Raw genomic sequence first — 21,916 nt, forward strand, 5'->3', positions numbered from 1 at the left:
TTTGGTCGCTTTTGCGACCTCTGATTGAAAGCCAACCGCAACCCCAGGGGTAAACTTTCAAAATAAAACGCTCGTACCGATTCGCGAGATGGCTGGGGGCAAGGAGGCGGGAGCGGATCAGTGAGACAGCAGGTGCAAGCGTTGCCTTCCTGATTCGCTTCCGTCTCTCATGTTTTGGGGAGCATGAGAGATGCATAAAAAGATTTCAAGGCCGTATCGCCTTGGGCTAGACCTCGGCTCCAATTCCCTCGGCTGGTTTGTCACCCATCTTGAGAAACGCGGTGATCGTTATGAGCCTGTCGCGCTCGGTCCCGGCGGCGTCCGCATTTTCCCTGACGGCCGCGATCCGCAGTCCGGCATGTCCAACGCCGTCGATCGGCGGATGGCGCGGGGCGCGCGCAAGCGGCGTGACCGCTTCGTCGAGCGCCGCAGGGAATTGATCGCGGCGCTCATCAAATACGGCCTGCTCCCGGACGATGCACGCGAACGCAAGGCGCTTGGGAAACGCGATCCCTATGCATTGCGCAAGGCTGCGCTGACAGATTCTTTGCCTGCGCATCATGTCGGCCGCGCTATCTTCCACCTCAACCAGCGCCGCGGTTTCCAGTCCAATCGCAAAACCGACAGCAAGCAGAGCGAGGACGGCGCTATCAAGCAGGCCGCCTCGAAACTGAAGGCGAGAATGGACGAAGAAGCCGCGCCGACGCTCGGCGCATTCTTCGCTGACATGCACCTGCGCAAATCCTATGAAGACCGGCAGACCGCGATCCGCGCCGAGCTTGTGCGGCTCGGCAAGGACCGTCTCACCGGTAACGCCCGTAAGAAGGCTTGGGCCAAAGTCCGCAAGCGTCTGTTCGGCGATGACGTGCTGCCGCCAAAGGATGCGCCGGACGGTGTGCGCGCGCGTGCCACTATCACCGGCACCAAGGCGAGCTACGATTTCTACCCGACCCGCGCGATGCTGCTGGATGAATTCAATGCCATCTGGGCCGCGCAGCGCGAACACCATGCCGCGATGACGGACGAGGCGAGGACGGAAATCGAGCACATCATCTTCTACCAGCGCCCGCTGAAGCCTGCGATTGTCGGCAAATGCACGCTCGATCCCGCCACCCGCCCTTTCAAGGAAGACCCCGAAGGCTATCGCGCGCCGTGGTCGCATCCGCTGGCGCAGCGCTTTCGTATTCTCTCGGAGGCGCGCAACCTCGAAATCCGCGAAACCGGCAAGACCTCGCGCAGACTGACCAAGGAGCAGAGCGATCTCGTCGTGGCCGCATTGCTGGCCAACAAGGAAGTGAAATTCGACAAGCTGCGCACCCTGCTCAAGCTTCCGGCGGAAGCCAGGTTCAATCTTGAATCCGACCGGCGCGCGGCGCTCGACGGCGACCAGACCGCTGCGCGGCTGTCGGACAAGAAAGGCTTCCACAAGGCTTGGCGCGGATTTCCTCCGGAGCGGCAGATCGCGATCGTCGCCAAGCTGGAAGAAACCGAAGACGAAAACGAACTGATCGCATGGCTCGAAAAGGAATGCGCACTTGACGGCGCAGCGGCCGCGCGCGCCGCCAACACGACGCTGCCGGACGGCCATTGCCGGCTCGGCCTGCGCGCGATCAAAAAGATCGTGCCGATCATGCAGGATGAATTCGATGAAGATGGCGTGTCGGGCGCGGGCTATCACATTGCGGCCAAGCGCGCCGGCTACGACCACGCCAAGCTGCCGACCGGCGAGCAGCTCGATCGTTTGCCCTATTATGGCCAGTGGCTACAGGATGCCGTTGTCGGCAGCGGCGATGCGCGGGACCAGAAGGAAAAGCAGTTCGGCCAGTTTCCGAACCCGACCGTGCATATCGGACTTGGGCAATTGCGCCGCGTCGTCAACGACCTGATCGACAAATATGGTCCGCCCACGGAGATTTCCATCGAGTTCACCCGCGCGTTGAAGCTGTCAGAGCAACAGAAGGCCGAGCGACAGCGCGAGCAGCGCCAAAATCAGGACAAGAATAAAGCGCGCGCTGAGGAACTGGCCAAGTTTGGCCGCCCGGCCAATCCGCGCAACCTGCTCAAAATGCGGTTATGGGAAGAACTCGCGCGCGATCCGATGGATCGCAAATGCGCCTACACCGGCGAGCAGATCAGCATTGAGCGGCTGTTGTCGGACGAAGTCGATATCGACCACATCCTTCCGGTTGCGATGACGTTGGACGACAGCGCCGCAAACAAGATCATCTGCATGCGCTATGCCAATCGCCACAAGCGCAAGATGACGCCCGCGGAAGCCTTCGGATCAAGCCCAACGATTCAAGGTCATCGCTACAATTGGGACGACATCGCCGCCCGCGCCGCCGGCCTGCCGCGCAACAAGCGCTGGCGCTTCGACGCCAATGCCCGCGAGGAATTCGACAAGCGGGGTGGTTTCCTTGCCCGACAACTCAATGAGACCGGCTGGCTGGCGCGACTGGCCAAACAATATCTCGGCGCCGTCACCGATCCCAATCAGATCTGGGTCGTGCCGGGCCGTCTCACCAGCATGCTGCGCGGCAAATGGGGGCTTAATGGTCTTTTGCCGTCGGACAACTACGCCGGGGTGCAGGACAAGGCCGAAGAATTTCTCGCGTCCACCGACGACATGGAATTCACCGGCATCAAGAACCGCGCCGATCATCGCCACCATGCCATCGACGGTCTCGTCGTCGCGCTGACGGATCGCTCGCTGCTATGGAAGATGGCTAGCGCCTATGACGAGGAACGCGAGAAGTTCGTCATCGAACCGCCATGGGCGACGATGCGCGACGATCTCAAGGCCGCACTCGAGAAAATGGTGGTCTCGCACAAGCCGGATCACGGCATCGAAGGCAAGCTGCACGAAGACAGCGCCTACGGCTTCGTGAATCTGCCGGAGAAGATCGACGATGAGGACAAAGACGGCGCTAACCTCGTCTATCGCAAGGCGATCGAAAGCCTGAACGAGAACGAGGTCGATCGCATCCGCGACCGGCAGCTGCGCACCATCGTCCGTGACCATGTGAATGCCGAAAAGACAAAGGGCATCGCGCTTGCGGATGCGCTGCGGCAGTTGCAAGCACCCTCCGATGACTATCCGCAGCTCAAGCATGGCTTGCGCCATGTCCGTATTCTCAAGAAAGAGAAGGGTGACTATCTCGTCCCGATCGCGAACCGCGCGAGCGGCATAGCCTACAAGGCCTATAGCGCCGGCGAGAATTTCTGCATCGAGGTCTTCGAGACGGCGGAGGGTAAATGGGATGGCGAGGCTGTTCGCCGTTTCGATGCCAACAAGAAAAATGCCGGCCCAAGGATAGCGCATGCGCCGCAATGGCGTGACGCCAACAAGGGCGCGAAGCTGGTGATGCGTATTCACAAAGGCGACTTGATCCGGCTCGACCATGAGGGCCGGACTCGGATCATGGTCGTGCATCGGCTCGACGCGGCAGCCGGACGCTTCAAGCTCGCCGACCACAACGAGACCGGCAATCTCGACAAACGCCACGCCACCGATAACGACGTCGATCCATTTCGTTGGCTGATGGCGTCCTACAATACGTTGAAGAGGCTGGAGGCCGCACCAGTTCGCATCGATGAACTCGGCCGGGGGTCTGGCACATCAGACCGAGGTAACCTTTCTGCGATTAACCCTACCCTAATACACGCATTGCGTGTTCAGGATACCGCCGCATAATCCTGTCTTCGCGGAGAACCACCCGCAGGAGGCGAATGGCAATGGTCGGACGCGTAGTGGAAGTCGCAACCGACGGACGACACCTCGCGATCGACCGAGGTTTCATGACCGTGTCCGAGAAAAATGCCGAAATCGGACGCCATCAGTATTTGGCTTGTTGATGCCGATATTGCGATTGCCGAGTGGTCTTGAGGCACCGGCAAGATCAGCAACGACGGCCGCCACGCTCTTGCGCGCGATTTCCGTTCCCTTGAACGGCTCAGTCCGCTCCGTGATCTCGAAATCGATCTCGTCCGCGTCAGTCAGCAGATGCCTGCGAAGCTGCGCGCGCTGGTGGATTTCCTGATCGAAAAGCGGCGTGTCGCGAATTTCGCTTCAACAGCGATATCGTAACGGCAACTGGCATGATCATCACTTGGGAGCTTGGCCTTCCAACACGGTCGTGAGGCCGGCTGACCGAGTCCACAGCGCATTCAGTATGACACCACCGTGAGCGATTCGAACTTTTTCACCGCCAGACGCCACTGTTTCTACGCTTTTTCATCCGTCGCCTATCTCCCGCTCTCTGCGCGAGCGTAGTTTCTGCGAGTATCGGCGGCTATGGAGGGCAATCGGCAGTTTTGGCGCGCCGGTGGAGATGAAACTGGGCACCGCTATGTCATTGCGGGGCCTATATAATTTTAGGATCGCTCTGCGCCTGGGAGCCAAGGCGCAGCTCTACGCGACGCTCAGTGCCGCGACCGCATAGATGCAGGTGTGCTTGCCTTCGTTCTTGAAGACGCAATCCATTGGCGGGCCGAGTTCCAGGCAGTCGCCCTGCTTCATTTCGTGCCGTACCTCGCCTTCGACAAAGACCAGTTCGCCCTCCAGAACCCAAATGAGTTGTCGCAGGAAGGCATAGGCGGACGCCGGCATAGGAACCGCCTTGCCGGCAGGCAAGGCAACTTGAACCAGATCGAGCGGCATATCCGAACGCGGTGAAACGTGCCGGCGCACATACCCCGTTTCGGGGTCAGTCCAAACCGGCTGATCGGCCTTCCGCAGCATGCGGCCCTGCCGAACCTCGGCGCGAGCCATCAATGCTGACATGCTGAGGCCGAATGCGCCGGTGAGCTTGCCAAGGAGGTTGGCGGTCGGGCTGCTGTCGCCGCGCTCAATCTTGTAGATCATAGCGCGGGACACCGACGCCTTCTCCGCAAGGTCGGTTAGCGACCAGCCTCGGCTTTCCCGCTCGGTGCGAATGCGCGCGCCAATCCGGCTGTCTATGTCGTCATTCTTTTTCATCATACTACTATGGTAGACGGATTCTTACCGCGCAATGAAGTGACGCCGGGAAATGGCCCTGTTGACACTTGGCTTCTGTTTCATATAGTAGACAATAGTGCTTCTATGGTAACAGGAGAGCGATATGGAGATTCGCGACGCCGGCCCGACCGATGTGGAAGGGGTCACCGCGATTTACAACGACGCCGTCGAAAACACGACGGCGATCTGGAACGACACGAAGATCGACACTGGAAACCGCCTCTCGTGGCTCGCCGACCGGCAGCGGGTGGGCTATCCGGTGCTGGTCGCGGTGGATGACGCCGGCACCGTTCTTGGCTACGCCTCGTTCGGAGAATGGCGCGCATGGGACGGCTATCGCCATACGGTTGAGCATTCCGTCTATGTCAGGGCCGACCAGCGCGGGAACGGCATCGGAAAGGCGCTTATGCTGGGACTGATCGAAAGGGCGCGCGGCATTGGCAAACACGTGATCGTGGCCGGCATTGAGGCGGGAAACACCGCGTCGATCCGGCTACATGAGAAGCTCGGGTTCGAGTCTGTCGGTCACTTGAAGCAGGTCGGGACCAAATTCGGCGTGTGGCTCGATCTGGTCTTCCTGCAACTCATGCTGGATACGCGCACGTCCCCCGATGAAATCGGCAAGCCGTGATGACCCCACTGATCGTCGCTTTGCTTGTCGCTGCCGGTGCCGCCATCGTGGCGCAGAATCTCCTGATGGCGCACATGACAGCTGGCGCTTCCACTGTTCTGATTGCGTTGGTGATGAACTCGGCGGTCGGCCTCGTTGCCCTATCGATCCTGTTGGTCAGTCGCTCCGGCCTTGCGGGTATTTCCGAAGCCTTCGGCGCTGTCCGGATTTGGGGCGTCTTGCCGGGATTGCTCGGCTCGTTCTTCGTGTTCGCCAGCATAGTCGGCTACCAACGTCTCGGGCCGGCGGCGACGATTTCGATTCTGGTCGCAAGCCAGTTGATCTTCGGGCTGGCGCTCGACATGGCAAGGTCCGACGTCACCGGCGTACAAAGCTGGCTCACCGCTATCGCAGGCGCGGGGCTTCTGGTTTCCGGGGCGTTTCTCGTCGCATCCCGCAGCCTTTGAAATTCGTTTACTCGGCGCTGCGCGAAAAATGACCAATCCGTGACCAGGACCAGAGAACTACGGTGCTGTAAGATTAACTGGCGCGCCCGAAGAGATTCGAACTCCTGACCCCCAGATTCGTAGTCTGGTGCTCTATCCAGCTGAGCTACGGGCGCGTTTGTCGGCAAAAATCGCTGAAATTCACAGTGCTTGCGTTTCGGGAACCAGCGTCCCGAAGGCGCGCCATTGCTAACGGCTCCCGGTCGGCTTTGCAAGCGGTGCGGCTGCACCGGCAGCGCCGTACGACAGGAAATCCCATATGATGATTCGCGGTGAGGGGCACGACAAGGCTGCTTCCTCGCCTAGGGCCTTTCCGCTTCTGCGGGAATTAGAAGCGTGGCTCCAGGATTTTGATTTGACGTGTTTTCTTCACGCGAACCGGCATCCACTTTGCTCGAAAACGCTATAATGGCAAGAAATCGAAATCTAGTACACGAAGCAGCGACATCTTGAGATTGATCAGGCTCGGGCGCGTTCGTTACGGATCGTTTGCAACTCCACGGGACGATCCGGGATCGCTATCCGGAACGTTGCGCCTATGGTGCCTTCGACCAGAGCAATGTCGCCGCCGTGCGCACGCACCAGTTCTGCCGCGATCGCAAGGCCGAGACCGCTGCCGCCGGGGCGTACCGATCCCTGGAAGGCCTCGAACAGATGGTTGCGCGCCTGTTGCGGAACGCCAGGTCCGGTGTCGGAAACCTCAACGATCGCCACCGCGCCTTCGCGGCGGCCGGTAACCCGGATTTGCCGGGTCGCAGCATCAGCGTCGTTTCGCGGTTGGCTCTCCAAAGCCTGTGCGGCGTTGCGCACGAGATTGAGCAGAATACGGAAAAGCTGATCCGGATCCGCGTCGATGGTAAGGCCGCGCTCGATCGCGTTGATCCAGGTGATGGATCCGTCCGGCGCCAGTCCCGCCGACTCCCGCACCTCGTTGACGATAGGTTCAATCGCCATCAGCCGCCGGTCGGGGGCGGCCTCCTGCGCCCGTCCATAAGACAACGTCGACTGACAGAATGCGATGGCGCGTTCCAGCGAGCGCATCAGCTTTGGCGCGAACCGCTGCACCCGGGGATCGGGCACGCTGGCCAGTTGGTCGGAGAGCAGCTGCGAGGACGCCAGCAGATTGCGAAGGTCGTGATTGATCTTCGAGACGGCGAGACCGAGCGCTGCCAGCCGGCTCTTCTGATGCAGCATCGACACCAGGTCACGCTGCATGTCGGAGAGTTCACGCTCGGCGACGCCGATTTCGTCGCCGCGCTGCGACGGCACGATGATCCGCGCCGAGCTTTCGGGATTCTGGTGAAAGCCCACGAGATTCGCGGTCAGGCGCCGCATCGGGCGGACGAACAGGTAGTGCAGCGCCAGATAGACCAAACCTGCAGTCAGAATCGCTATCGCCAGCGAGACCAGCAGCAGGTTGCGCGAAAAGCGGTACATCGACTGGCGCAGCGGCTCCTCGTCGGTGACGACCTCGATGAACTGCGCGCCGCGCGACCCCGGTCCGATGATGCGGATCGCCTGGTTGCCGCTCTCCAGCATGGTTTCGAATGAACCGACAATGGCCGACCACGGAGTCATGGTGCGCATGTCGATGTCATGATCGATCGCCGCCGGTAGATCGGCACTGGCGAGCAGCCGGCGCTGCTGACCCATCTTGATGGCGACCGCACGGGCGCCGATGCTGTTGAGAATCTGCCGTGCGAGCGAGTCGGGCACCATGCCAGAGGGAGCTGCATCAAGCACCAGCGCTGCGGTGTTGGCGGCTGCCAGGCGATCGTTGAGTCGATTCAGCCGAAAATTGGCGATAGCGGGGACGTAGATCAGTATTTCGGCGATCATGACCAGCGGAATCGTCAGCAGCAGGAGCTTGCCGGACAGGCCGAGCCGGCCGCGCAATGAGAGACGTGAGGCCCGAATCCGGAGCTGTTCGATCGCCTGTGACACGGTTGTCCTCTGAAGGGCCTGCGGCAAACTGACCGTGATCCGCGCTCCTGGAATGGAGCACGCCGGCCTCTGAACCACTGCCGGAACACATGCGTAATATAGGTCGGCGCGAGATTTTGGCCAATTCGGCCGGGCTGGGAAACGGTACAGGGCAAGATTGACGAAAAGAGGCCACTCCCGTATAAGCCGCGCCAATTGTCCGTGACGGCTCGGTTTCGATCGGGACGGCTTGTTCGGGCCGAATAAAGGCTCGGTTCAGGTCGGTATTACCGGACTTAACCTCAACATCAGGCGACGTGCCCGGTCAGCGGAGACTCCCGTGAAACGGACTTATCAACCCAGCAAATTGGTGCGCAAGCGCCGCCACGGTTTTCGTGCCCGCCTCGCGACCACCGGCGGCCGGAAGGTTCTTGCCGCGCGGCGCGCGCGGGGCCGCAAGCGCCTGAGTGCCTGAGCGGATCGTCCCGAGAACCATCATGGACCGGTTGAGGCAGCGGGCGGATTTCCTCGCCGTTGCCAATGGGCCGCGGGTGAGCACCCCTGCCTTCGTGGTACAAAATCGTCGCCGCAACGATGGCGGTCCGATCAGGATCGGCTTCACGGTGACAAAAAAAAATGGCACCGCGACCGAGCGAAACCGCATCCGCCGCAGACTTCGCGAATTGGTGAAGCGCCTGGACGCCGTATCCATGCGACCGCACAGCGATTATGTGATAATCGGCCGCCGTGCTGCGCTCAACCGCCGTTATGCCGTGATGCTTGATGATTTGCGTTCGGCGTTTCATCGCCTCGACCGCCGGCATCCAGGATGAACGCAGCGTCAAATCGACGACATCAACGGTGTATACAGCCGCAATCCGAATTGAGTGACGAGATCCTGAACGATGTCTGAGAACCGCAATACCATCATCGCTATCGTTCTGTCGGCTCTCGTGCTGATCGCCTGGCAGTATTTCTACAACATTCCGCAGATGGAAAAGGATCGCGCCGCGCACCAGGCGCAAAGCGAGCTTGCCAAGTCTCAGACTGAGGCGGCGCCGAATTCCCCCACGCCCGCTCAACCCGCAGCTGAAACCGCGGTGGTTGCCCGGGATGCTGCCATCGCGTCCAAGCCGCGCGTCAAGATCAGCACCCCTCGCCTGAGCGGAAGCCTGTCGCTGACTGGCGCGCGTATCGATGACCTCCTGCTGACCAAGTATCGCGAGACGGTCGATCCCGCTTCGCCTGCGATCGAGCTGTTTTCACCCTCCGGTACGGCCAATCCGTATTATGCCGAATTCGGATGGGTTCCCGCCACCGGATCCACCGTCCGGGTTCCAGATCAGAAGACGGTGTGGGTGCAGGAAGGGTCGGGGGCGCTGACGCAGTCCACGCCGGTCACGCTGAAGTATGACAATGGCGAAGGGCTGACGTTCCGTCGCACCATCTCGGTGGACGAGCACTATCTGTTCACGGTCAAGGATGAGGTCACAAACGCCGGCAGCGCGCCGGTGACACTGTACCCGTTCGCGCTGATTTCACGGCATGGTACTCCGGCGGTTTCCGGTTACTACATTCTACACGAAGGCCTTATTGGCTTTCTCGGCGATCAGAAGCTGCAGGAATATACATACAAGAAGATCGACGAAGCCCAATCGGTGACCTTCAATGTCACCAACGGCTGGCTCGGCATCACCGACAAATACTGGGCCGCGGCCCTGCTGCCTGACACCAGCGCGCGATTGCAGGCGCGCTTCTCATCCGATCTGGCGGGTTCAGTCAGGACCTACCAGACCGACTATCTGGAGGATGCGCAGACGATCCCGGTTGGCGGTACCGGTTCGGTAAACACGCGTCTTTTTGCCGGCGCCAAGGAAGCCGGTGTTGTCGGCCTCAATTTTCCGTTCGTGGAGCTTGGCGGCTACAACAAGCAACTCGACCTCAACCATTTCGACCTGCTGATCGACTGGGGTTGGTTCCACTTCATCACCAAGCCGATGTTCCTCGCGCTGGACTTCTTCTTTCATGTGTTCGGCAACTTCGGCGTCGCGATTCTGGTCGTGACCGTACTGGTCAAGCTGATTTTCTTCCCGCTCGCCAACAAGTCCTATGCCTCGATGGCGAAGATGAAGGCGGTCCAGCCTCAGATCAACGCACTGAAAGAACGCTTCCCTGACGACAAGATGAAGCTGCAGCAGGAGATGATGGAGATCTACAAGAAGGAGAAGATCAACCCGATCTCGGGCTGTCTTCCGGTCCTCCTTCAGATTCCCGTGTTCTTCTCGCTGTACAAGGTGTTGTTCGTGACCATTGAAATGCGTCACGCACCGTTCTTCGCCTGGATCAAGGACCTGTCCGCGCCCGATCCGACCCACATTTTCAACCTGTTCGGACTGCTGCCATACGATCCCTCGGTGGTGCCGCTGCTCGGGCCTTATCTGGCGATCGGTGCGTGGCCGATCATCATGGGCATCACGATGTGGTTTCAGATGAAGCTGAATCCGACACCGCCGGATCCGACTCAGAAGATTATCTTCGACTGGATGCCGGTAATCTTCACCTTCATGCTCGCGTCTTTCCCGGCCGGTCTCGTGATCTATTGGGCGTGGAATAACACGCTCTCGGTGATCCAGCAGAGCTACATCATGCGCCGCAACGGCGTGAAAGTAGAACTGTTTGATAACGTGAAATCGACCTTCCGCCGCAAATCCTCCGACAAGCCGGCGAAGACCACATAGACGGATCGCCGCCTTGCGATCGTTGCGGGGGCGCATTGCGGACGAAGCCGTCCAATGATCGGCGGGAACGTTTCTGATTCCGTCGCTCCGCGCAAAATCGGCTGATCTTGCCGCGAAGGTGCAATGCCAAGTCAGGAAGGCCTCTTCGCATGACAACCGGCCTTGATACGGAGCTGATCGAGCAAGGCCGAAGACTGTTTGCCGGAGACTGGCAATTCATCTGGGCGTCGCCGTCGATCGAAACGTTACCGCCCATGGCGGGCCTCGAGGTCGCATTCGCCGGACGCTCCAACGTCGGCAAGTCGAGCCTGATCAACGCGCTGACGGGGCGCAGCACGCTGGCCCGAACGTCACGCACGCCGGGACGAACCCAGGAGCTGATCTTCTTCGAGGGTCCCAAGGGTGCCGACGTCCGGCTGGTCGACATGCCGGGATACGGCTTCGCGTCGGCGCCGAAGGCCAAAATCGCGTCGTGGACGTCGCTGATCCACCAATTCCTGCTCGGCCGGGCGACCCTTGCGCGCGTCTATGTCCTGATCGATGCGCGCCATGGCATCAAGGATACCGACCAGGACATCCTGACCACGCTCGACAGGTCCGCGGTGAGCTATCAGATCGTGCTGACCAAGGCGGACGAGGTCAAGGCCGCTGAGATGGCGGAGCGTACCGAAGCGATCAAGGCGCTGCTCGCCAAACATCCTGCAGCGTTCCCGGATGTGCTGGTCACGTCGTCGCGCACGGGCTACGGAATACCGGAGTTGCGCGCCGCCATGGCCCGCCTGATCGGAGAGCTTCAGCGATGACGCAGTTCTGCTGTTTTCGGATCATCGTTTTTGCGGCGGGGCTGATGGGCGGCGCCGGCGTCATCCTGGCTGCGGTCGCGGCGCACAAGACAGGGGGCACACTTCTGCTCTCGGCCTCGTCGATGCTGTTGTTTCATGCTCCCGCCGCGCTGCTGGCGGTGCTCCTGGCGGATCGGCAGATTATTCGCCCACGTCTCGGTCTCGCGATTGCCAGCTGCTTTGCCGCAGGCGCAATCCTGTTCAGCGTGGACTTGACGGTGCGGCAATTCCTCGACCACCACCTTTTCCCGAGAGCCGCTCCGTCCGGCGGAACGCTGATGATTCTGGGTTGGTTTTTGCTCGCGATCGCCGCCATCTGGCCTCGTGCGGCGTCCCGTTCCGAGCAGTCTGGATCCTGACCCGAAGCGGCTTTGCGGTCCTGCCGCCAATCGGTTATAGCGTTTTCGAGCGAAGTGGATTCCGGTTCGCGTAAAGAAAACGCGTCAAACATAAAGATTGAGCTTCGCTTCTGATTCAATCAGAAGCGATACTGCTCAGAACCCGCTTATCCCGCCGGCCAAGAGATTAGTCTCAAGAGATCAGCTTCATGTCCGATGAATCCCGCATCAGCCCGCTCGATCAGGCGCGCATCCTGTCCGAGGCGCTGCCGCACATGCAGCGATATGACGAGGAGACCATCGTCATCAAGTACGGCGGCCATGCCATGGGCTCGGAGGAGGTCGCCCGCCAGTTTGCCCGCGACATCGTGCTGCTCGAGCAGACCGCGATCAATCCGGTGGTGGTGCATGGCGGGGGTCCTCAGATCGCGGCTATGCTGCAACGGCTCGGGATAAAATCCGAGTTCGCCGCCGGCCTGCGCATTACCGATGCCGCGACGATTGAAATCGTCGAGATGGTGCTCGCCGGTTCGATCAACAAGCAACTGGTTGGCTACATTAACGAGGCCGGCGGCAAGGCCGTCGGACTTTGCGGCAAGGACGGCAACATGGTTACCGCCTTGAAGGCTACGCGAATGATGGCGGATCCGGATTCGAACATCGAGAAGGTCGTCGATCTCGGCTTTGTCGGCGAACCCGAACACGTCGATCTGACGCTATTGAATCAGTTGATCGGTCACGAACTGATTCCGGTTCTGGCGCCGCTGGCTACCTCAAAAGGCGGCCAGACATTCAACGTCAATGCCGATATTTTCGCCGGGGCAGTGGCAGGCGCGCTGAAAGCCAAGCGTCTCTTGCTTCTCACGGACGTTCCAGGCGTGCTCGACAAGTCGAAGAAGCTCATTCCGGAGCTCTCGATCAGCGACGCGCGCAAGCTTATCGCCGACGGGACTATTTCGGGTGGCATGATCCCGAAAGTCGAAACCTGCATTTACGCGCTCGAACAGGGCGTCGGTGGCGTCGTCATCATCGATGGAAAGACTCCTCACGCGGTTCTCCTGGAGCTCTTTACCGATCAGGGTACGGGAACGCTGATTCACAAGTGATCGACGCGCAGCAACATCCACACCGCGGCTTCAGTCACATCGACACGTGGGTGTTCGATCTCGACAACACGCTCTATCCGCATCACGTCAACCTCTGGCAGCAGGTCGACGCCCGGATCGGCGAATACATCGGCCAGTTCCTCAACGTCGATCCCGTCGAGGCCCGGCGCATCCAGAAGGATTACTACAAGCGCTTCGGCACCAGCATGCGCGGCATGATGACCGAGCACGGCGTCTCACCTGACGACTATCTCGCTTACGTCCATCAGATCGACCACTCGCCGCTCGATCCTAATCCGGCGATGGGCGCGGCGATCGAAAGGCTTCCAGGCCGCAAGCTGATTCTGACCAACGGTTCGACCGCCCATGCCGGTAAGGTGCTGGAGCGGCTTGGTTTCGGTCATCACTTCGAGGCCGTGTTCGACATCATTGCCGCGGAGATGGAGCCAAAGCCGTCGCCGCGGACTTATCGTCGCTTTCTCGAACGGCATCACGTCGATGCTGCGAAAAGCGCGATGTTCGAGGATCTGGCGCGCAATCTCGTCGTCCCGCATGAACTGGGGATGACGACCGTGCTGGTGGTGCCGGACGGGACGCGCGAGGTGGTGCGGGAGGAATGGGAAATGGAAGGCCGCGGCGCGCCGCATGTCCACCATGTGACCGACGACCTCTCCGGATTTCTGGCGGGGCTGACGGCGCGCTCGGCTTGACATGTCTGCCTCCGTCCAAGAGAACACCGCGTTGACAAACTACGACCGCGCAGTAAAGCCACGAGGAAATCCGATGTCGCTCGCCTCGCTCGAAACCACCATCAACGGCGCGTTCGATGTACGCGAGACTGTCACCCCCGCGACCAAAGGCGAGGTGCGCGAGGCGGTGGATCATGCGCTCGACCTGCTCGACAAGGGTGAGGTGCGCGTCGCCGTGCGCGCGGCAGACGGCAAGTGGATCGTCAATCAGTGGCTCAAGAAGGCCGTGCTGCTGTCGTTTCGCCTCAACGACATGAGCGTTATTCCGGGCGGTCCCGGCAACGCCGTGTGGTGGGACAAAGTGCCGTCGAAGTTCGAGGGCTGGGACGAGAACCGGTTTCGTAACGCGGGCTTTCGGGCCGTGCCGGGTGCGATCGTGCGCCGCTCAGCCTTCATTGCGAAGAACGCGGTGTTGATGCCGTCGTTCGTCAATCTGGGCGCTTATGTCGACGAAAGCACCATGGTCGACACCTGGTGCACGGTCGGCTCCTGTGCCCAGATCGGCAAGCGGGTCCACATCTCCGGCGGCGCGGGCATCGGTGGTGTATTGGAGCCGCTGCAAGCCGGGCCTGTGATCATCGAGGACGATTGCTTCATCGGTGCGCGCTCGGAAGTGGCGGAAGGCGTCATCGTACGCAAGGGCGCTGTGCTGTCGATGGGCGTTTTTCTCGGTGCCTCGACCAAGATCGTCGATCGTGCAACCGGCGAGATCTTCATGGGCGAAGTGCCGGAATATGCGGTAGTGGTACCGGGAGCGCTGCCGGGCAAGCCGTTGAAGAACGGCCAGCCCGGTCCGTCCACCGCCTGCGCAGTCATCGTCAAGCGCGTCGACGAACGCACTCGCTCCAAGACCGGCATCAACGAACTGTTGCGGGACTGAGCGCCTTCCGGAGACCGCGCATGAACCTGACGACGCTGCTGTTCAGCTTTCAGGGCCGGATCAATCGAGCCAGATACTGGTGGGTAGCGCTGATCAATCTTGCCATTCTTACTGCTTGCCTGGTCTTTGCCTTAGCCCTCATAGGGCTTGAGATTTCGAACGCTACTCCTTCGACCGGCGCGCCGGTGAACTACTTGTTTATGGCGATCTTCGTTGTCGTCGGTCTATTGGTGATATGGTCAAGCACAGCTACGGGAATTAAGCGTTTGCATGACCGAGACCAAAGCGGATGGTGGATGCTCGTGTTTTGGGGAGTCAGTGCCATCGTCGGCTTGCTGCAGGAGACTGCCACGACGCCCAGCAGCAAGTTCATCCTTGACGTCGGGAATTTCGCGGTGACCGTCTGGATCATCATCGAACTCGGCTGCCTGCGCGGCACGCAAGGGCCAAACCGCTTCGGCGCTGATCCACTTGAAGCGTCGCCGCAATGATGCCGTCCGACGCGCTCTCCATCGCCCGCGATCTCGTCCGTTGCCCGTCGGTGACGCCGGCAGATGCAGGCGCGCTCGGCGTGCTGGAAACGCTGCTCAAGGGTGCGGGCTTCGATGTCCACCGCATCACCTTCAGCGAACCGGGCGCCGCTGATATCGACAATCTCTATGCCCGTATCGGCACGACCGGCCCTCACATCGCGTTCGCCGGCCATACCGACGTCGTGCCTCCAGGCGATGAGGACGCCTGGACCCGTGGCGCGTTCTCAGGTGACGTGGTTGATGGTTTTCTCTATGGGCGCGGCACGGTCGACATGAAGGGCGGAATCGCCTGCAGCGTCGCCGCCGCGCTTGACTATCTCGCGGAGCATGGCGGCCAGCCGGGGAAAGACGGCGACGGCTCGATCTCGTTCCTGATCACCGGGGACGAGGAAGACATCGCCGTCAACGGCACTGTCAAGCTGATGCAATGGGCCGCTGCACGCGGCGAAAAATTCGACCACTGCGTGCTCGGCGAGCCCAGCAATATCGAGGAGCTTGGCGATTGCATCAAGATCGGCCGCCGGGGCTCACAGTCCGGCACGCTTTATGTCGATGGCGTGCAGGGCCACGTCGCTTACCCGCATCGCGCGTCAAATCCGATTCCGGACATCGCCGCGTTGATTACCGCGCTTGTCAGTGAGCCGCTGGACCGGGGGAGTGCTCAGTTTCAGCCCTCCAATCTGGAATTCACCTCGGTCGATGTCGGCAATCCGGCGGCCAATGTGATTCCGGGACAGGCGCGCGCGAAGTTCAACATCCGCTTCAACGACCATCACAGTCAGGAATCGCTGCGTGCGCTGATCGAGGCGCGCGTTGCCACAGCCGCGGGTAACCGTGTCCAAACGCGCATCGTCTGGGAGCCGTCGAACGCCGACGTATTCCTGACCGAGCCCGGTCCCTTCACCGATCTCCTGGTCGCAGCCATAGAGGAGGTCACCGGCCGCAAACCGGAGCTCAGCACCGGCGGCGGCACCTCGGATGCGCGCTTTATCAAGGACTATTGCCCGGTGATCGAGTTTGGTTTGGTCGGGCAGACCATGCACCAGATCGACGAGCGTACGCCGGTGGCCGATCTCGAAAGGCTGACCCGTATCTACCGCGGCGTGCTGGATCGCTACTTCGCATGAACGACAAAATCCTCGTCCTCACCGCCATCGACGACGAACTCGACAAGGCACGCGCGCCCGATGGCGTCCGGGTGATCTACACCGGCGTTGGCAAGATCAATGCCGCCAGCGCAACCACGCTGGCACTGCTGACGATGCACCCGTCACTTGTCATCAATTACGGTACCGCGGGAAAGATCAATGAGACGCTCCAGGGTCTCGTGGAGGTTTCAAACGTCGTCCAGCGCGACATGATGGCGATGCCGCTGGCGCCGCGCGGACGTACGCCGTTCGCCCCGGAGCTTGATCTGTTGACTTCAGGCCAGGGCGGTGTCGTCTGCGGTACCGGCGACAGCTTTGTCACAAGCTCCGATCCGTGGCTGATCGAGAACAATATCGACATCGTCGACATGGAGCTGTTCGCGGTGGCGCAGGTGTGCCGGCGGCACGGCCTGCCGTGGCGTGCGTTCAAGTTCATCACCGACGACGCCAACGACCTCGCGCATCAGGACTGGACCGCCAATGTGAAGGATGGCGAGGGCCTGTTCTGGGATGCGCTGGAACGGATTCGCTCTTAGTAATCCACCCGCACAAGATACAATCCGTCGGGCGGCGCCACCGGCCCGCACGCTTCACGCCGCCGCGCAGCCAACGCGTTGGACAGGTCATCTGCGCTCCAGCGGCCATGCCCGACCCACACCAGTGATCCCACCATCGAGCGCACCTGGCTGTGCAGGTACGAACGCGCCGACGTGATGATGTTGACGCTGTCGCCGTTCCTGACGACGTCGAGCTGATCGAGCGTTTTCTCCGGCGACTTCGCCTGACATTCAGTGTCGCGAAATGTCGTGAAATCGTGCTTTCCGATGAGCCGCTGTGCCGCCGTGTGCATCGCCTCCGCATCGAGCGACCGCGGCACGCGCCAGACATGGCCGACATCGATGGCGAGGTTCGCGCGCCGATTGGCGATGCGATAGATGTAATGTCGCCGGCGTGCTGAGAAGCGCGCTTCGAAGTTGTCGGGCACGATCTCGGCTTCGAGCACGCCGATCGGATGTGGGCGCAGGTGCGCGTTGAGCCCGTCACGCAATCGATTCGGTACGAAGTGCTTCGCGATGTCGCAATGGGCAACCTGCGCCAGCGCATGGACGCCGGCATCGGTGCGGCCCGCGCCGTGCACGCGGACGCAATCACCGCAAATCGCCTTCACTGCCGCCTCCAGCGCGCCCTGTACCGAGGGACCGTTGTCCTGGTACTGCCAGCCGCAGAAGGGACCTCCGTCATATTCGATGGTCAGCTTGTAGCGGGGCATCAGACGAGCCGCAGCGGCGGCGTCAGCGGCGTGCCGTTCAGAAAGGCGCCGGCCTTCATCGGAGGCTTTCCCGCGCGCTGCAATTCAAGGATGCGGATCGCGCCTTCGCCGCAGGCGACCGTCAGGCGGTCGTCGAGGAGGCTCCCCGGCGATCCCGCGCCTTCCGCCAGCTCACAACGCAGGAGCTTGACGCGGACCGGCTCGCCATCCACCGGCATCTCGCACCAGGCGCCCGGAAACGGCGACAGGCCATGAATATGGCGCAGCACGTCGCGCGCGGGTCTGTTCCAGTCGATGCGCGCCTCGGTCTTATCGATCTTGGCAGCGTAGGTGACGCCTTGTTCGCTCTGCTTCGTCAACTGCAGGCCGTCGCGCGACAGCGAGGCCATCGCACGCACCATTAGATCAGCCCCAAGCGGCGCCAGCGCGTCATGAAGATCCGACGCCGTCATCGCATCGGTGATGGTGATCCGCTCGGCCAGGGCCACGTCGCCGGTGTCGAGGCCGGCATCCATCTTCATGACCATGACGCCGCTTTCGGCATCACCGGCCATGATGGCGCGGTTGATCGGTGCAGCACCGCGCCAGCGCGGTAGCAACGATGCGTGCAGATTGTAGCAGCCATATCGCGGCGCACCGAGGATCGCCTGCGGCAGGATCATGCCATAGGCGACGACGATCGCGGCATCGGGGACGAACGATTGAAACTCAAGCAGCGCCTCCGGCGTCTTCAGCGTTTTTGGCGTCAGCACGGGGAGGCCGAGGCGCTGCGCTTCCCGCGCCACCGGGCTCGGCTGCAGCTTCATGCCACGGCCGGCGGGCCTCGCCTCGCGGCTGTATACGGCCGCGATCTCGTGGCCGTGGGCCACGAGTTGCAGCAGCGTCGGCACCGCAAATTCGGGCGTGCCCATGAAAATCAGGCGAAGCGGCATCTGATTGATTTCTGCGCGGCAAAAAACCGCTTTATCTTGCGGCGAGCTTCGCGGCCTTGGTGAATTTTTTCATCACACGGTCGCGTTTCAGTTTCGAGAGGTAATCGACAAACAGCACGCCATTGAGATGGTCGATCTCATGCTGAATGCAGGTGGCGAAAAGACCCTCGGCATCCTCCTCGTGAACCTTGCCGTCAAGATCGGTGAAGCGAATCCGCACGCGCGCCGGCCGTTCGACCTCCTCGTAATATTCGGGGATCGACAGGCAGCCTTCTTCATAGACCGACAGCTCCTCCGAAGCCGAGAGGATTTCCGGATTGATGAAAACACGCGGCCGCGGTTTCGTCTCTCCTTCTTCGTCGCGTTTGGCGAGGTCCATGGTGACGATGCGGACAGGCTGCGCGATCTGGATGCCGGCGAGCCCGATGCCCGGCGCGTCGTACATGGTCTCGAACATGTCGTCGGCAAGCTTGCGGATTTCCGGCGTGACCTTTTCGATCGGCCTTGACACGAGGCGCAACTGCTTGTCCGGCACAATGATGATTTCGCGAATGGCCATGCCGGCGATGTAATCCCCGAGTCTGTCCGGGTCAATCCGCGAGCTGCATTGACCGTCCGGCCGTCATGAGCAGGCACATTGAGCTTTCGTTAACTCCGTGTGTTCGCTCTTCGTTCGCGAACATGGCCGAATCGGCTACGATGGGCGGATGAGCGACATTCTTTTCATGCTGGGCGATGTGCCGGTGCGGACCGGCACCGTGCTGATCGCGTTTGGCGCGCTGGCGCTGGCATTGTTGCTGAGCATTGCGATCGTGATCGCGCGCTCGGGACGCCGGGGAACCGAAATGGCGACCGCGCAAGCAAGTCGCGCGGATGAACTCGAGGAGCGTCTCATCGACATGATGCGTACGCAGGCCGAGGCCACCGGCCGTGTCGATGCCATGGGCAAGGCGCTCGCAGGGCGACAGGCGGAGATGGCGAGGGCGGTCAGCGATCGGCTGGACGCGGTCACCCACCGCGTCGGCCAGTCGATGGAGCAGACCACACGCAACACCATGGACAGTCTGCGGGTGCTGCACGAACGGCTCGGAATTATCGACAACGCGCACCAGAACCTGACCGAACTGACGACGCAGGTGACGACGCTGCGCGATGTGCTCGCCAACAAGCAGTCGCGCGGCGCGTTCGGGCAGGCGCGGATGGAGGCGATCGTGCAGGACGGAATGCCGAAGGGCTCGTTCGCCTTTCAGTATACGCTGCCAAACGGTAAGCGGCCGGATTGCGTAATCTTCCTCCCCGATCAGCGCCCGCTTTGCATCGATGCGAAATTTCCGCTTGAGGCGATGACGGCGCTGCGCGACGCCCGAACCGACGACGAAAGGAAACTCGGAACTCAGCGGCTGCGCGCTGACGTTATGCGGCACGTCACCGACATCGCCGGAAAATATCTGATCCCGGGCGAGACCCAGGACACCGCGCTGATGTTCGTGCCATCGGAATCGGTCTATGCCGAGATTTACGACAGCTTCGACGATGTGATCCAGAAGGCCTATCGTGCCCGGATCGTGCTGGTATCGCCGTCACTCTTGATGCTGGCGATTCAGGTGATGCAACAGCTTCTCAAGGACGCGCGGATGCGCGATGCCGCGGATCAGGTACGGATCGAGGTCATGAACATGATGGGTGATGTCGAGCGCCTGCGCGACCGGGTCAACAGGCTCGGCAGCCATTTCGATCAGGTCAGCGAGGATGTGAGGCAGGTCCTGATCTCGGCCGGTAAGATCGGCAAACGGGCTATGAGGATCGAGGAACTCGATTTCAGCAAGGACGAGGCGGCGGCGGAGACGCCACGGATCGTCGAGCCCGTCGAACCGACGGTGTTTCCGCCGCAGTTCGCCCGCAAGATCCAGGCGGGTGAGTAAGAGGAGGGCGGAACTGGCCGAATCTGCTAGCACAGCGGCATGACCACTCCGGACGTCGCCCCAACCGTATCCGAGGCTGCCTCCCGCGCGTCTTGGCGCGAGAGCATTGCGGTCTATCTGCAACCGCGCGTCCTCATTGTCATGATGCTCGGCTTCTCGTCCGGCCTGCCGCTGGCGCTGTCGGGCTCGACTCTGCAGATTTGGATGAAAGAATCCGGCATCGATCTGCACGACATCGGTCTGTTTGTTCTCGTTGGCACGCCCTATACGCTGAAGTTTCTGTGGGCTCCGTTGGTCGATGCCCTGCATATTCCGCTGCTGACGCGGCGGTTCGGCCGCCGTCGCGGTTGGCTCGTCTTTTCGCAATTGCTTCTGATCGCGGCAATCCTGTTGCTGGCCTCGACCGATCCAGTGAAAGCGCCGTGGTTTGTCGCGCTCGGCGCGGTGCTCGTGGCGGCGACGTCGGCGACGCAGGACATCGTGGTCGACGCCTTTCGGGTCGAGAGCCTGCCGGAAAGCGAGCAGGCTGCCGGCATGGCGGGTTATGTCGCCGCCTATCGTATCGGCATGTTGGTCTCGACCGCCGGAGCTCTCTTCCTGGTCAGCGCATTCGAAGGGACAGGCCAGGTCCGCGCCTCGGCGTGGGCGTGGGGCTACATTAGCATGGCGGCGATGGTTCTGATCGGCACCGTCACGGCGCTGGCGGCCACTGAGCCCGAGCAATCCGTGCGCGCCGAACTGGCGACGCGGGCTAAGGGCGGTTTCGCGCGGGTCATGAATGCCGCGGTCGGCGCATTTTCTGAATTCCTGAGCCGCAAGGACGCTCTCGCCGCGCTCGCCTTCATCGTGCTGTTCAAGTTCACCGACGCGTTTTCCGGCACCATGACCGCACCGTTCGTCATCGATCTTGGCTTCACCCGCAACGACTACGCCGCCATCGTCAAAGGCGTCGGTCTTGCCGCGACGCTGATCGGCGGTTTTGCCGGCGGCTTCGTGGCGCGGCGCTACCCGCTGGCGGCAAGCTTATGGGTTGGCGGCATTTTGCAGGCGGTCGCCAACCTGTCGTTCTCATGGCTGGCGCTGGTCGGCGTCAATCAATGGGCGCTGGCTCTCGCTATCACAGCGGAGAATTTCACCAGCGCCATCGGCACGGTGATCTTCGTCGCCTATCTGTCGGCGATGTGCCGCAATCCGCTGCACACCGCTACCCAATATGCGCTTCTCACGGCGCTTGCCGCGGTCGGCCGAACCTATCTGTCCGCCAGCGCCGGGTTCGTCGCCGAGGCGACGGGATGGCCGCTGTTCTTTGCGATCTGCGTTGCCGCTGCCATACCAAGCCTGATCCTACTGGCCTGGCTGCAGCGGCGCGGGCACTTTGCCGCGTTGCGGGCGTAAACGGTGGCGCAGCGAACCGGTACCT

Annotated in this window: 21 protein-coding genes and 1 tRNA gene; 16 read left to right on the plus strand and 6 right to left on the minus strand. The window is 61.4% G+C overall.

What is annotated here, in order from left to right; genetic code table 11:
* Positions 1-190 precede the first annotated feature (190 nt).
* The gene (cas9, locus tag AC1RT6_RS14970) at positions 191-3,694 is read left to right on the plus strand and encodes a type II CRISPR RNA-guided endonuclease Cas9 (RefSeq protein WP_493029519.1); all 3,504 of its coding nucleotides are present in this window, start codon (positions 191-193) and stop codon (positions 3,692-3,694) included.
* Positions 3,695-4,411: 717 nt separating this feature from the next.
* Here the strand turns inward: cas9 and AC1RT6_RS14975 are convergent.
* The gene (locus tag AC1RT6_RS14975) at positions 4,412-4,978 is read right to left on the minus strand and encodes a helix-turn-helix domain-containing protein (protein ID WP_309774169.1); all 567 of its coding nucleotides are present in this window, start codon (positions 4,976-4,978) and stop codon (positions 4,412-4,414) included.
* Between the two features lie 124 nt (positions 4,979-5,102).
* Between AC1RT6_RS14975 and AC1RT6_RS14980 the strand changes: the two genes are divergently transcribed.
* Positions 5,103-5,630 carry a GNAT family N-acetyltransferase gene (locus AC1RT6_RS14980; protein WP_493029520.1) on the plus strand — a complete coding sequence of 176 codons (528 nt, stop codon included), beginning with the start codon at positions 5,103-5,105 and terminating at the stop codon, positions 5,628-5,630.
* A complete protein-coding gene (locus AC1RT6_RS14985) occupies positions 5,630-6,076 on the plus strand; it encodes a DMT family transporter (protein WP_309774096.1) in 447 nt (148 codons plus the stop codon). Before AC1RT6_RS14980 ends, AC1RT6_RS14985 begins: the two co-directional genes overlap by 1 nt.
* 78 nt (positions 6,077-6,154) lie before the next feature.
* On the opposite strand, the gene AC1RT6_RS14990 is transcribed toward AC1RT6_RS14985, so the two are convergent.
* Both AC1RT6_RS14990 and AC1RT6_RS14995 read right to left on the minus strand, forming a co-directional pair.
* Positions 6,155-6,231 (minus strand) — tRNA-Arg (locus tag AC1RT6_RS14990).
* A 343-nt stretch (positions 6,232-6,574) separates the two neighbouring features.
* A complete protein-coding gene (locus AC1RT6_RS14995) occupies positions 6,575-8,059 on the minus strand; it encodes a sensor histidine kinase (protein WP_079448173.1) in 1,485 nt (494 codons plus the stop codon).
* A gap of 319 nt (positions 8,060-8,378) precedes the next feature.
* Here AC1RT6_RS14995 and rpmH point away from each other — a divergent pair, with 319 nt between their 5' ends.
* From rpmH to AC1RT6_RS15050, 11 genes are all read left to right on the plus strand, one after another.
* A complete protein-coding gene (gene rpmH, locus AC1RT6_RS15000) occupies positions 8,379-8,513 on the plus strand; it encodes a 50S ribosomal protein L34 (RefSeq protein ID WP_006609582.1) in 135 nt (44 codons plus the stop codon).
* 22 nt (positions 8,514-8,535) lie between these two features.
* Positions 8,536-8,871, plus strand: coding sequence for a ribonuclease P protein component (gene rnpA / locus AC1RT6_RS15005; protein ID WP_079448172.1), 336 nt, complete (start codon positions 8,536-8,538; stop codon positions 8,869-8,871).
* A gap of 72 nt (positions 8,872-8,943) precedes the next feature.
* Positions 8,944-10,776 carry a membrane protein insertase YidC gene (gene yidC, locus AC1RT6_RS15010; protein WP_079448171.1) on the plus strand — a complete coding sequence of 611 codons (1,833 nt, stop codon included), beginning with the start codon at positions 8,944-8,946 and terminating at the stop codon, positions 10,774-10,776.
* A 149-nt stretch (positions 10,777-10,925) separates the two neighbouring features.
* On the plus strand, positions 10,926-11,579 hold the full coding sequence (gene yihA, locus AC1RT6_RS15015; RefSeq protein ID WP_079448170.1) for a ribosome biogenesis GTP-binding protein YihA/YsxC: 654 nt from the start codon (positions 10,926-10,928) through the stop codon (positions 11,577-11,579).
* On the plus strand, positions 11,576-11,977 hold the full coding sequence (locus AC1RT6_RS15020) for a DUF423 domain-containing protein (protein WP_079448169.1): 402 nt from the start codon (positions 11,576-11,578) through the stop codon (positions 11,975-11,977). The genes yihA and AC1RT6_RS15020 overlap by 4 nt, the downstream gene beginning before the upstream one ends.
* Before the next feature lie 188 nt (positions 11,978-12,165).
* Positions 12,166-13,062 carry an acetylglutamate kinase gene (gene argB, locus AC1RT6_RS15025; protein ID WP_079448168.1) on the plus strand — a complete coding sequence of 299 codons (897 nt, stop codon included), beginning with the start codon at positions 12,166-12,168 and terminating at the stop codon, positions 13,060-13,062.
* Positions 13,059-13,772, plus strand: a complete 714-nt coding sequence (locus tag AC1RT6_RS15030) for a pyrimidine 5'-nucleotidase (RefSeq protein WP_079448167.1) — start codon at positions 13,059-13,061, stop codon at positions 13,770-13,772. The genes argB and AC1RT6_RS15030 overlap by 4 nt, the downstream gene beginning before the upstream one ends.
* Positions 13,773-13,845: 73 nt before the next feature.
* Positions 13,846-14,691 (plus strand): 2,3,4,5-tetrahydropyridine-2,6-dicarboxylate N-succinyltransferase, encoded by an 846-nt coding sequence (dapD, locus tag AC1RT6_RS15035; RefSeq protein ID WP_079448224.1) that lies wholly within the window; start codon positions 13,846-13,848, stop codon positions 14,689-14,691.
* A gap of 20 nt (positions 14,692-14,711) precedes the next feature.
* Positions 14,712-15,182, plus strand: a complete 471-nt coding sequence (locus tag AC1RT6_RS15040) for a DUF805 domain-containing protein (RefSeq protein ID WP_079448166.1) — start codon at positions 14,712-14,714, stop codon at positions 15,180-15,182.
* A complete protein-coding gene (gene dapE, locus AC1RT6_RS15045; RefSeq protein WP_079448223.1) occupies positions 15,182-16,351 on the plus strand; it encodes a succinyl-diaminopimelate desuccinylase in 1,170 nt (389 codons plus the stop codon). Before AC1RT6_RS15040 ends, dapE begins: the two co-directional genes overlap by 1 nt.
* Positions 16,348-16,908 (plus strand): phosphorylase family protein, encoded by a 561-nt coding sequence (locus tag AC1RT6_RS15050; RefSeq protein ID WP_079448165.1) that lies wholly within the window; start codon positions 16,348-16,350, stop codon positions 16,906-16,908. Before dapE ends, AC1RT6_RS15050 begins: the two co-directional genes overlap by 4 nt.
* Here the strand turns inward: AC1RT6_RS15050 and truA are convergent.
* Genes truA through def form a run of 3 tightly spaced genes read right to left on the minus strand, consistent with a single transcriptional unit; the run spans position 16,905 to position 19,133 of the window.
* Entirely contained in the window at positions 16,905-17,642 is a 738-nt protein-coding gene (gene truA / locus AC1RT6_RS15055; RefSeq protein ID WP_079448164.1) for a tRNA pseudouridine(38-40) synthase TruA, read from the minus strand. The genes AC1RT6_RS15050 and truA overlap by 4 nt on opposite strands.
* Positions 17,642-18,574 (minus strand): methionyl-tRNA formyltransferase, encoded by a 933-nt coding sequence (fmt, locus tag AC1RT6_RS15060; RefSeq protein WP_472791009.1) that lies wholly within the window; start codon positions 18,572-18,574, stop codon positions 17,642-17,644. Before fmt ends, truA begins: the two co-directional genes overlap by 1 nt.
* A gap of 31 nt (positions 18,575-18,605) precedes the next feature.
* Entirely contained in the window at positions 18,606-19,133 is a 528-nt protein-coding gene (def, locus tag AC1RT6_RS15065) for a peptide deformylase (protein ID WP_079448162.1), read from the minus strand.
* Positions 19,134-19,281: 148 nt separating this feature from the next.
* Between def and AC1RT6_RS15070 the strand changes: the two genes are divergently transcribed.
* Positions 19,282-20,496 carry a DNA recombination protein RmuC gene (locus AC1RT6_RS15070; protein WP_079448222.1) on the plus strand — a complete coding sequence of 405 codons (1,215 nt, stop codon included), beginning with the start codon at positions 19,282-19,284 and terminating at the stop codon, positions 20,494-20,496.
* A 39-nt stretch (positions 20,497-20,535) separates the two neighbouring features.
* Positions 20,536-21,891, plus strand: a complete 1,356-nt coding sequence (locus AC1RT6_RS15075; protein WP_079448161.1) for an AmpG family muropeptide MFS transporter — start codon at positions 20,536-20,538, stop codon at positions 21,889-21,891.
* Positions 21,892-21,916 lie beyond the last annotated feature (25 nt).

The sequence above is a fragment of the Nitrobacter sp. MLSD-S21 genome (assembly GCF_058809865.1).

Bases quoted from the DNA above. Each gene is read 5' to 3' on its own strand.
- cas9 (WP_493029519.1), top strand. From the start codon at position 191: ATGCATAAAAAGATTTCAAGGCCGTATCGCCTTGGGCTAGACCTCGGC.
- AC1RT6_RS14975 (WP_309774169.1), bottom strand. From the start codon at position 4,978: ATGAAAAAGAATGACGACATAGACAGCCGGATTGGCGCGCGCATTCGC.
- AC1RT6_RS14980 (WP_493029520.1), top strand. From the start codon at position 5,103: ATGGAGATTCGCGACGCCGGCCCGACCGATGTGGAAGGGGTCACCGCG.
- AC1RT6_RS14985 (WP_309774096.1), top strand. From the start codon at position 5,630: ATGACCCCACTGATCGTCGCTTTGCTTGTCGCTGCCGGTGCCGCCATC.
- rnpA (WP_079448172.1), top strand. From the start codon at position 8,536: ATGGACCGGTTGAGGCAGCGGGCGGATTTCCTCGCCGTTGCCAATGGG.
- yidC (WP_079448171.1), top strand. From the start codon at position 8,944: ATGTCTGAGAACCGCAATACCATCATCGCTATCGTTCTGTCGGCTCTC.
- yihA (WP_079448170.1), top strand. From the start codon at position 10,926: ATGACAACCGGCCTTGATACGGAGCTGATCGAGCAAGGCCGAAGACTG.
- AC1RT6_RS15020 (WP_079448169.1), top strand. From the start codon at position 11,576: ATGACGCAGTTCTGCTGTTTTCGGATCATCGTTTTTGCGGCGGGGCTG.
- argB (WP_079448168.1), top strand. From the start codon at position 12,166: ATGTCCGATGAATCCCGCATCAGCCCGCTCGATCAGGCGCGCATCCTG.
- dapD (WP_079448224.1), top strand. From the start codon at position 13,846: ATGTCGCTCGCCTCGCTCGAAACCACCATCAACGGCGCGTTCGATGTA.
- AC1RT6_RS15040 (WP_079448166.1), top strand. From the start codon at position 14,712: ATGAACCTGACGACGCTGCTGTTCAGCTTTCAGGGCCGGATCAATCGA.
- dapE (WP_079448223.1), top strand. From the start codon at position 15,182: ATGCCGTCCGACGCGCTCTCCATCGCCCGCGATCTCGTCCGTTGCCCG.
- AC1RT6_RS15050 (WP_079448165.1), top strand. From the start codon at position 16,348: ATGAACGACAAAATCCTCGTCCTCACCGCCATCGACGACGAACTCGAC.
- truA (WP_079448164.1), bottom strand. From the start codon at position 17,642: ATGCCCCGCTACAAGCTGACCATCGAATATGACGGAGGTCCCTTCTGC.
- fmt (WP_472791009.1), bottom strand. From the start codon at position 18,574: ATGCCGCTTCGCCTGATTTTCATGGGCACGCCCGAATTTGCGGTGCCG.
- def (WP_079448162.1), bottom strand. From the start codon at position 19,133: ATGGCCATTCGCGAAATCATCATTGTGCCGGACAAGCAGTTGCGCCTC.
- AC1RT6_RS15070 (WP_079448222.1), top strand. From the start codon at position 19,282: ATGAGCGACATTCTTTTCATGCTGGGCGATGTGCCGGTGCGGACCGGC.
- AC1RT6_RS15075 (WP_079448161.1), top strand. From the start codon at position 20,536: ATGACCACTCCGGACGTCGCCCCAACCGTATCCGAGGCTGCCTCCCGC.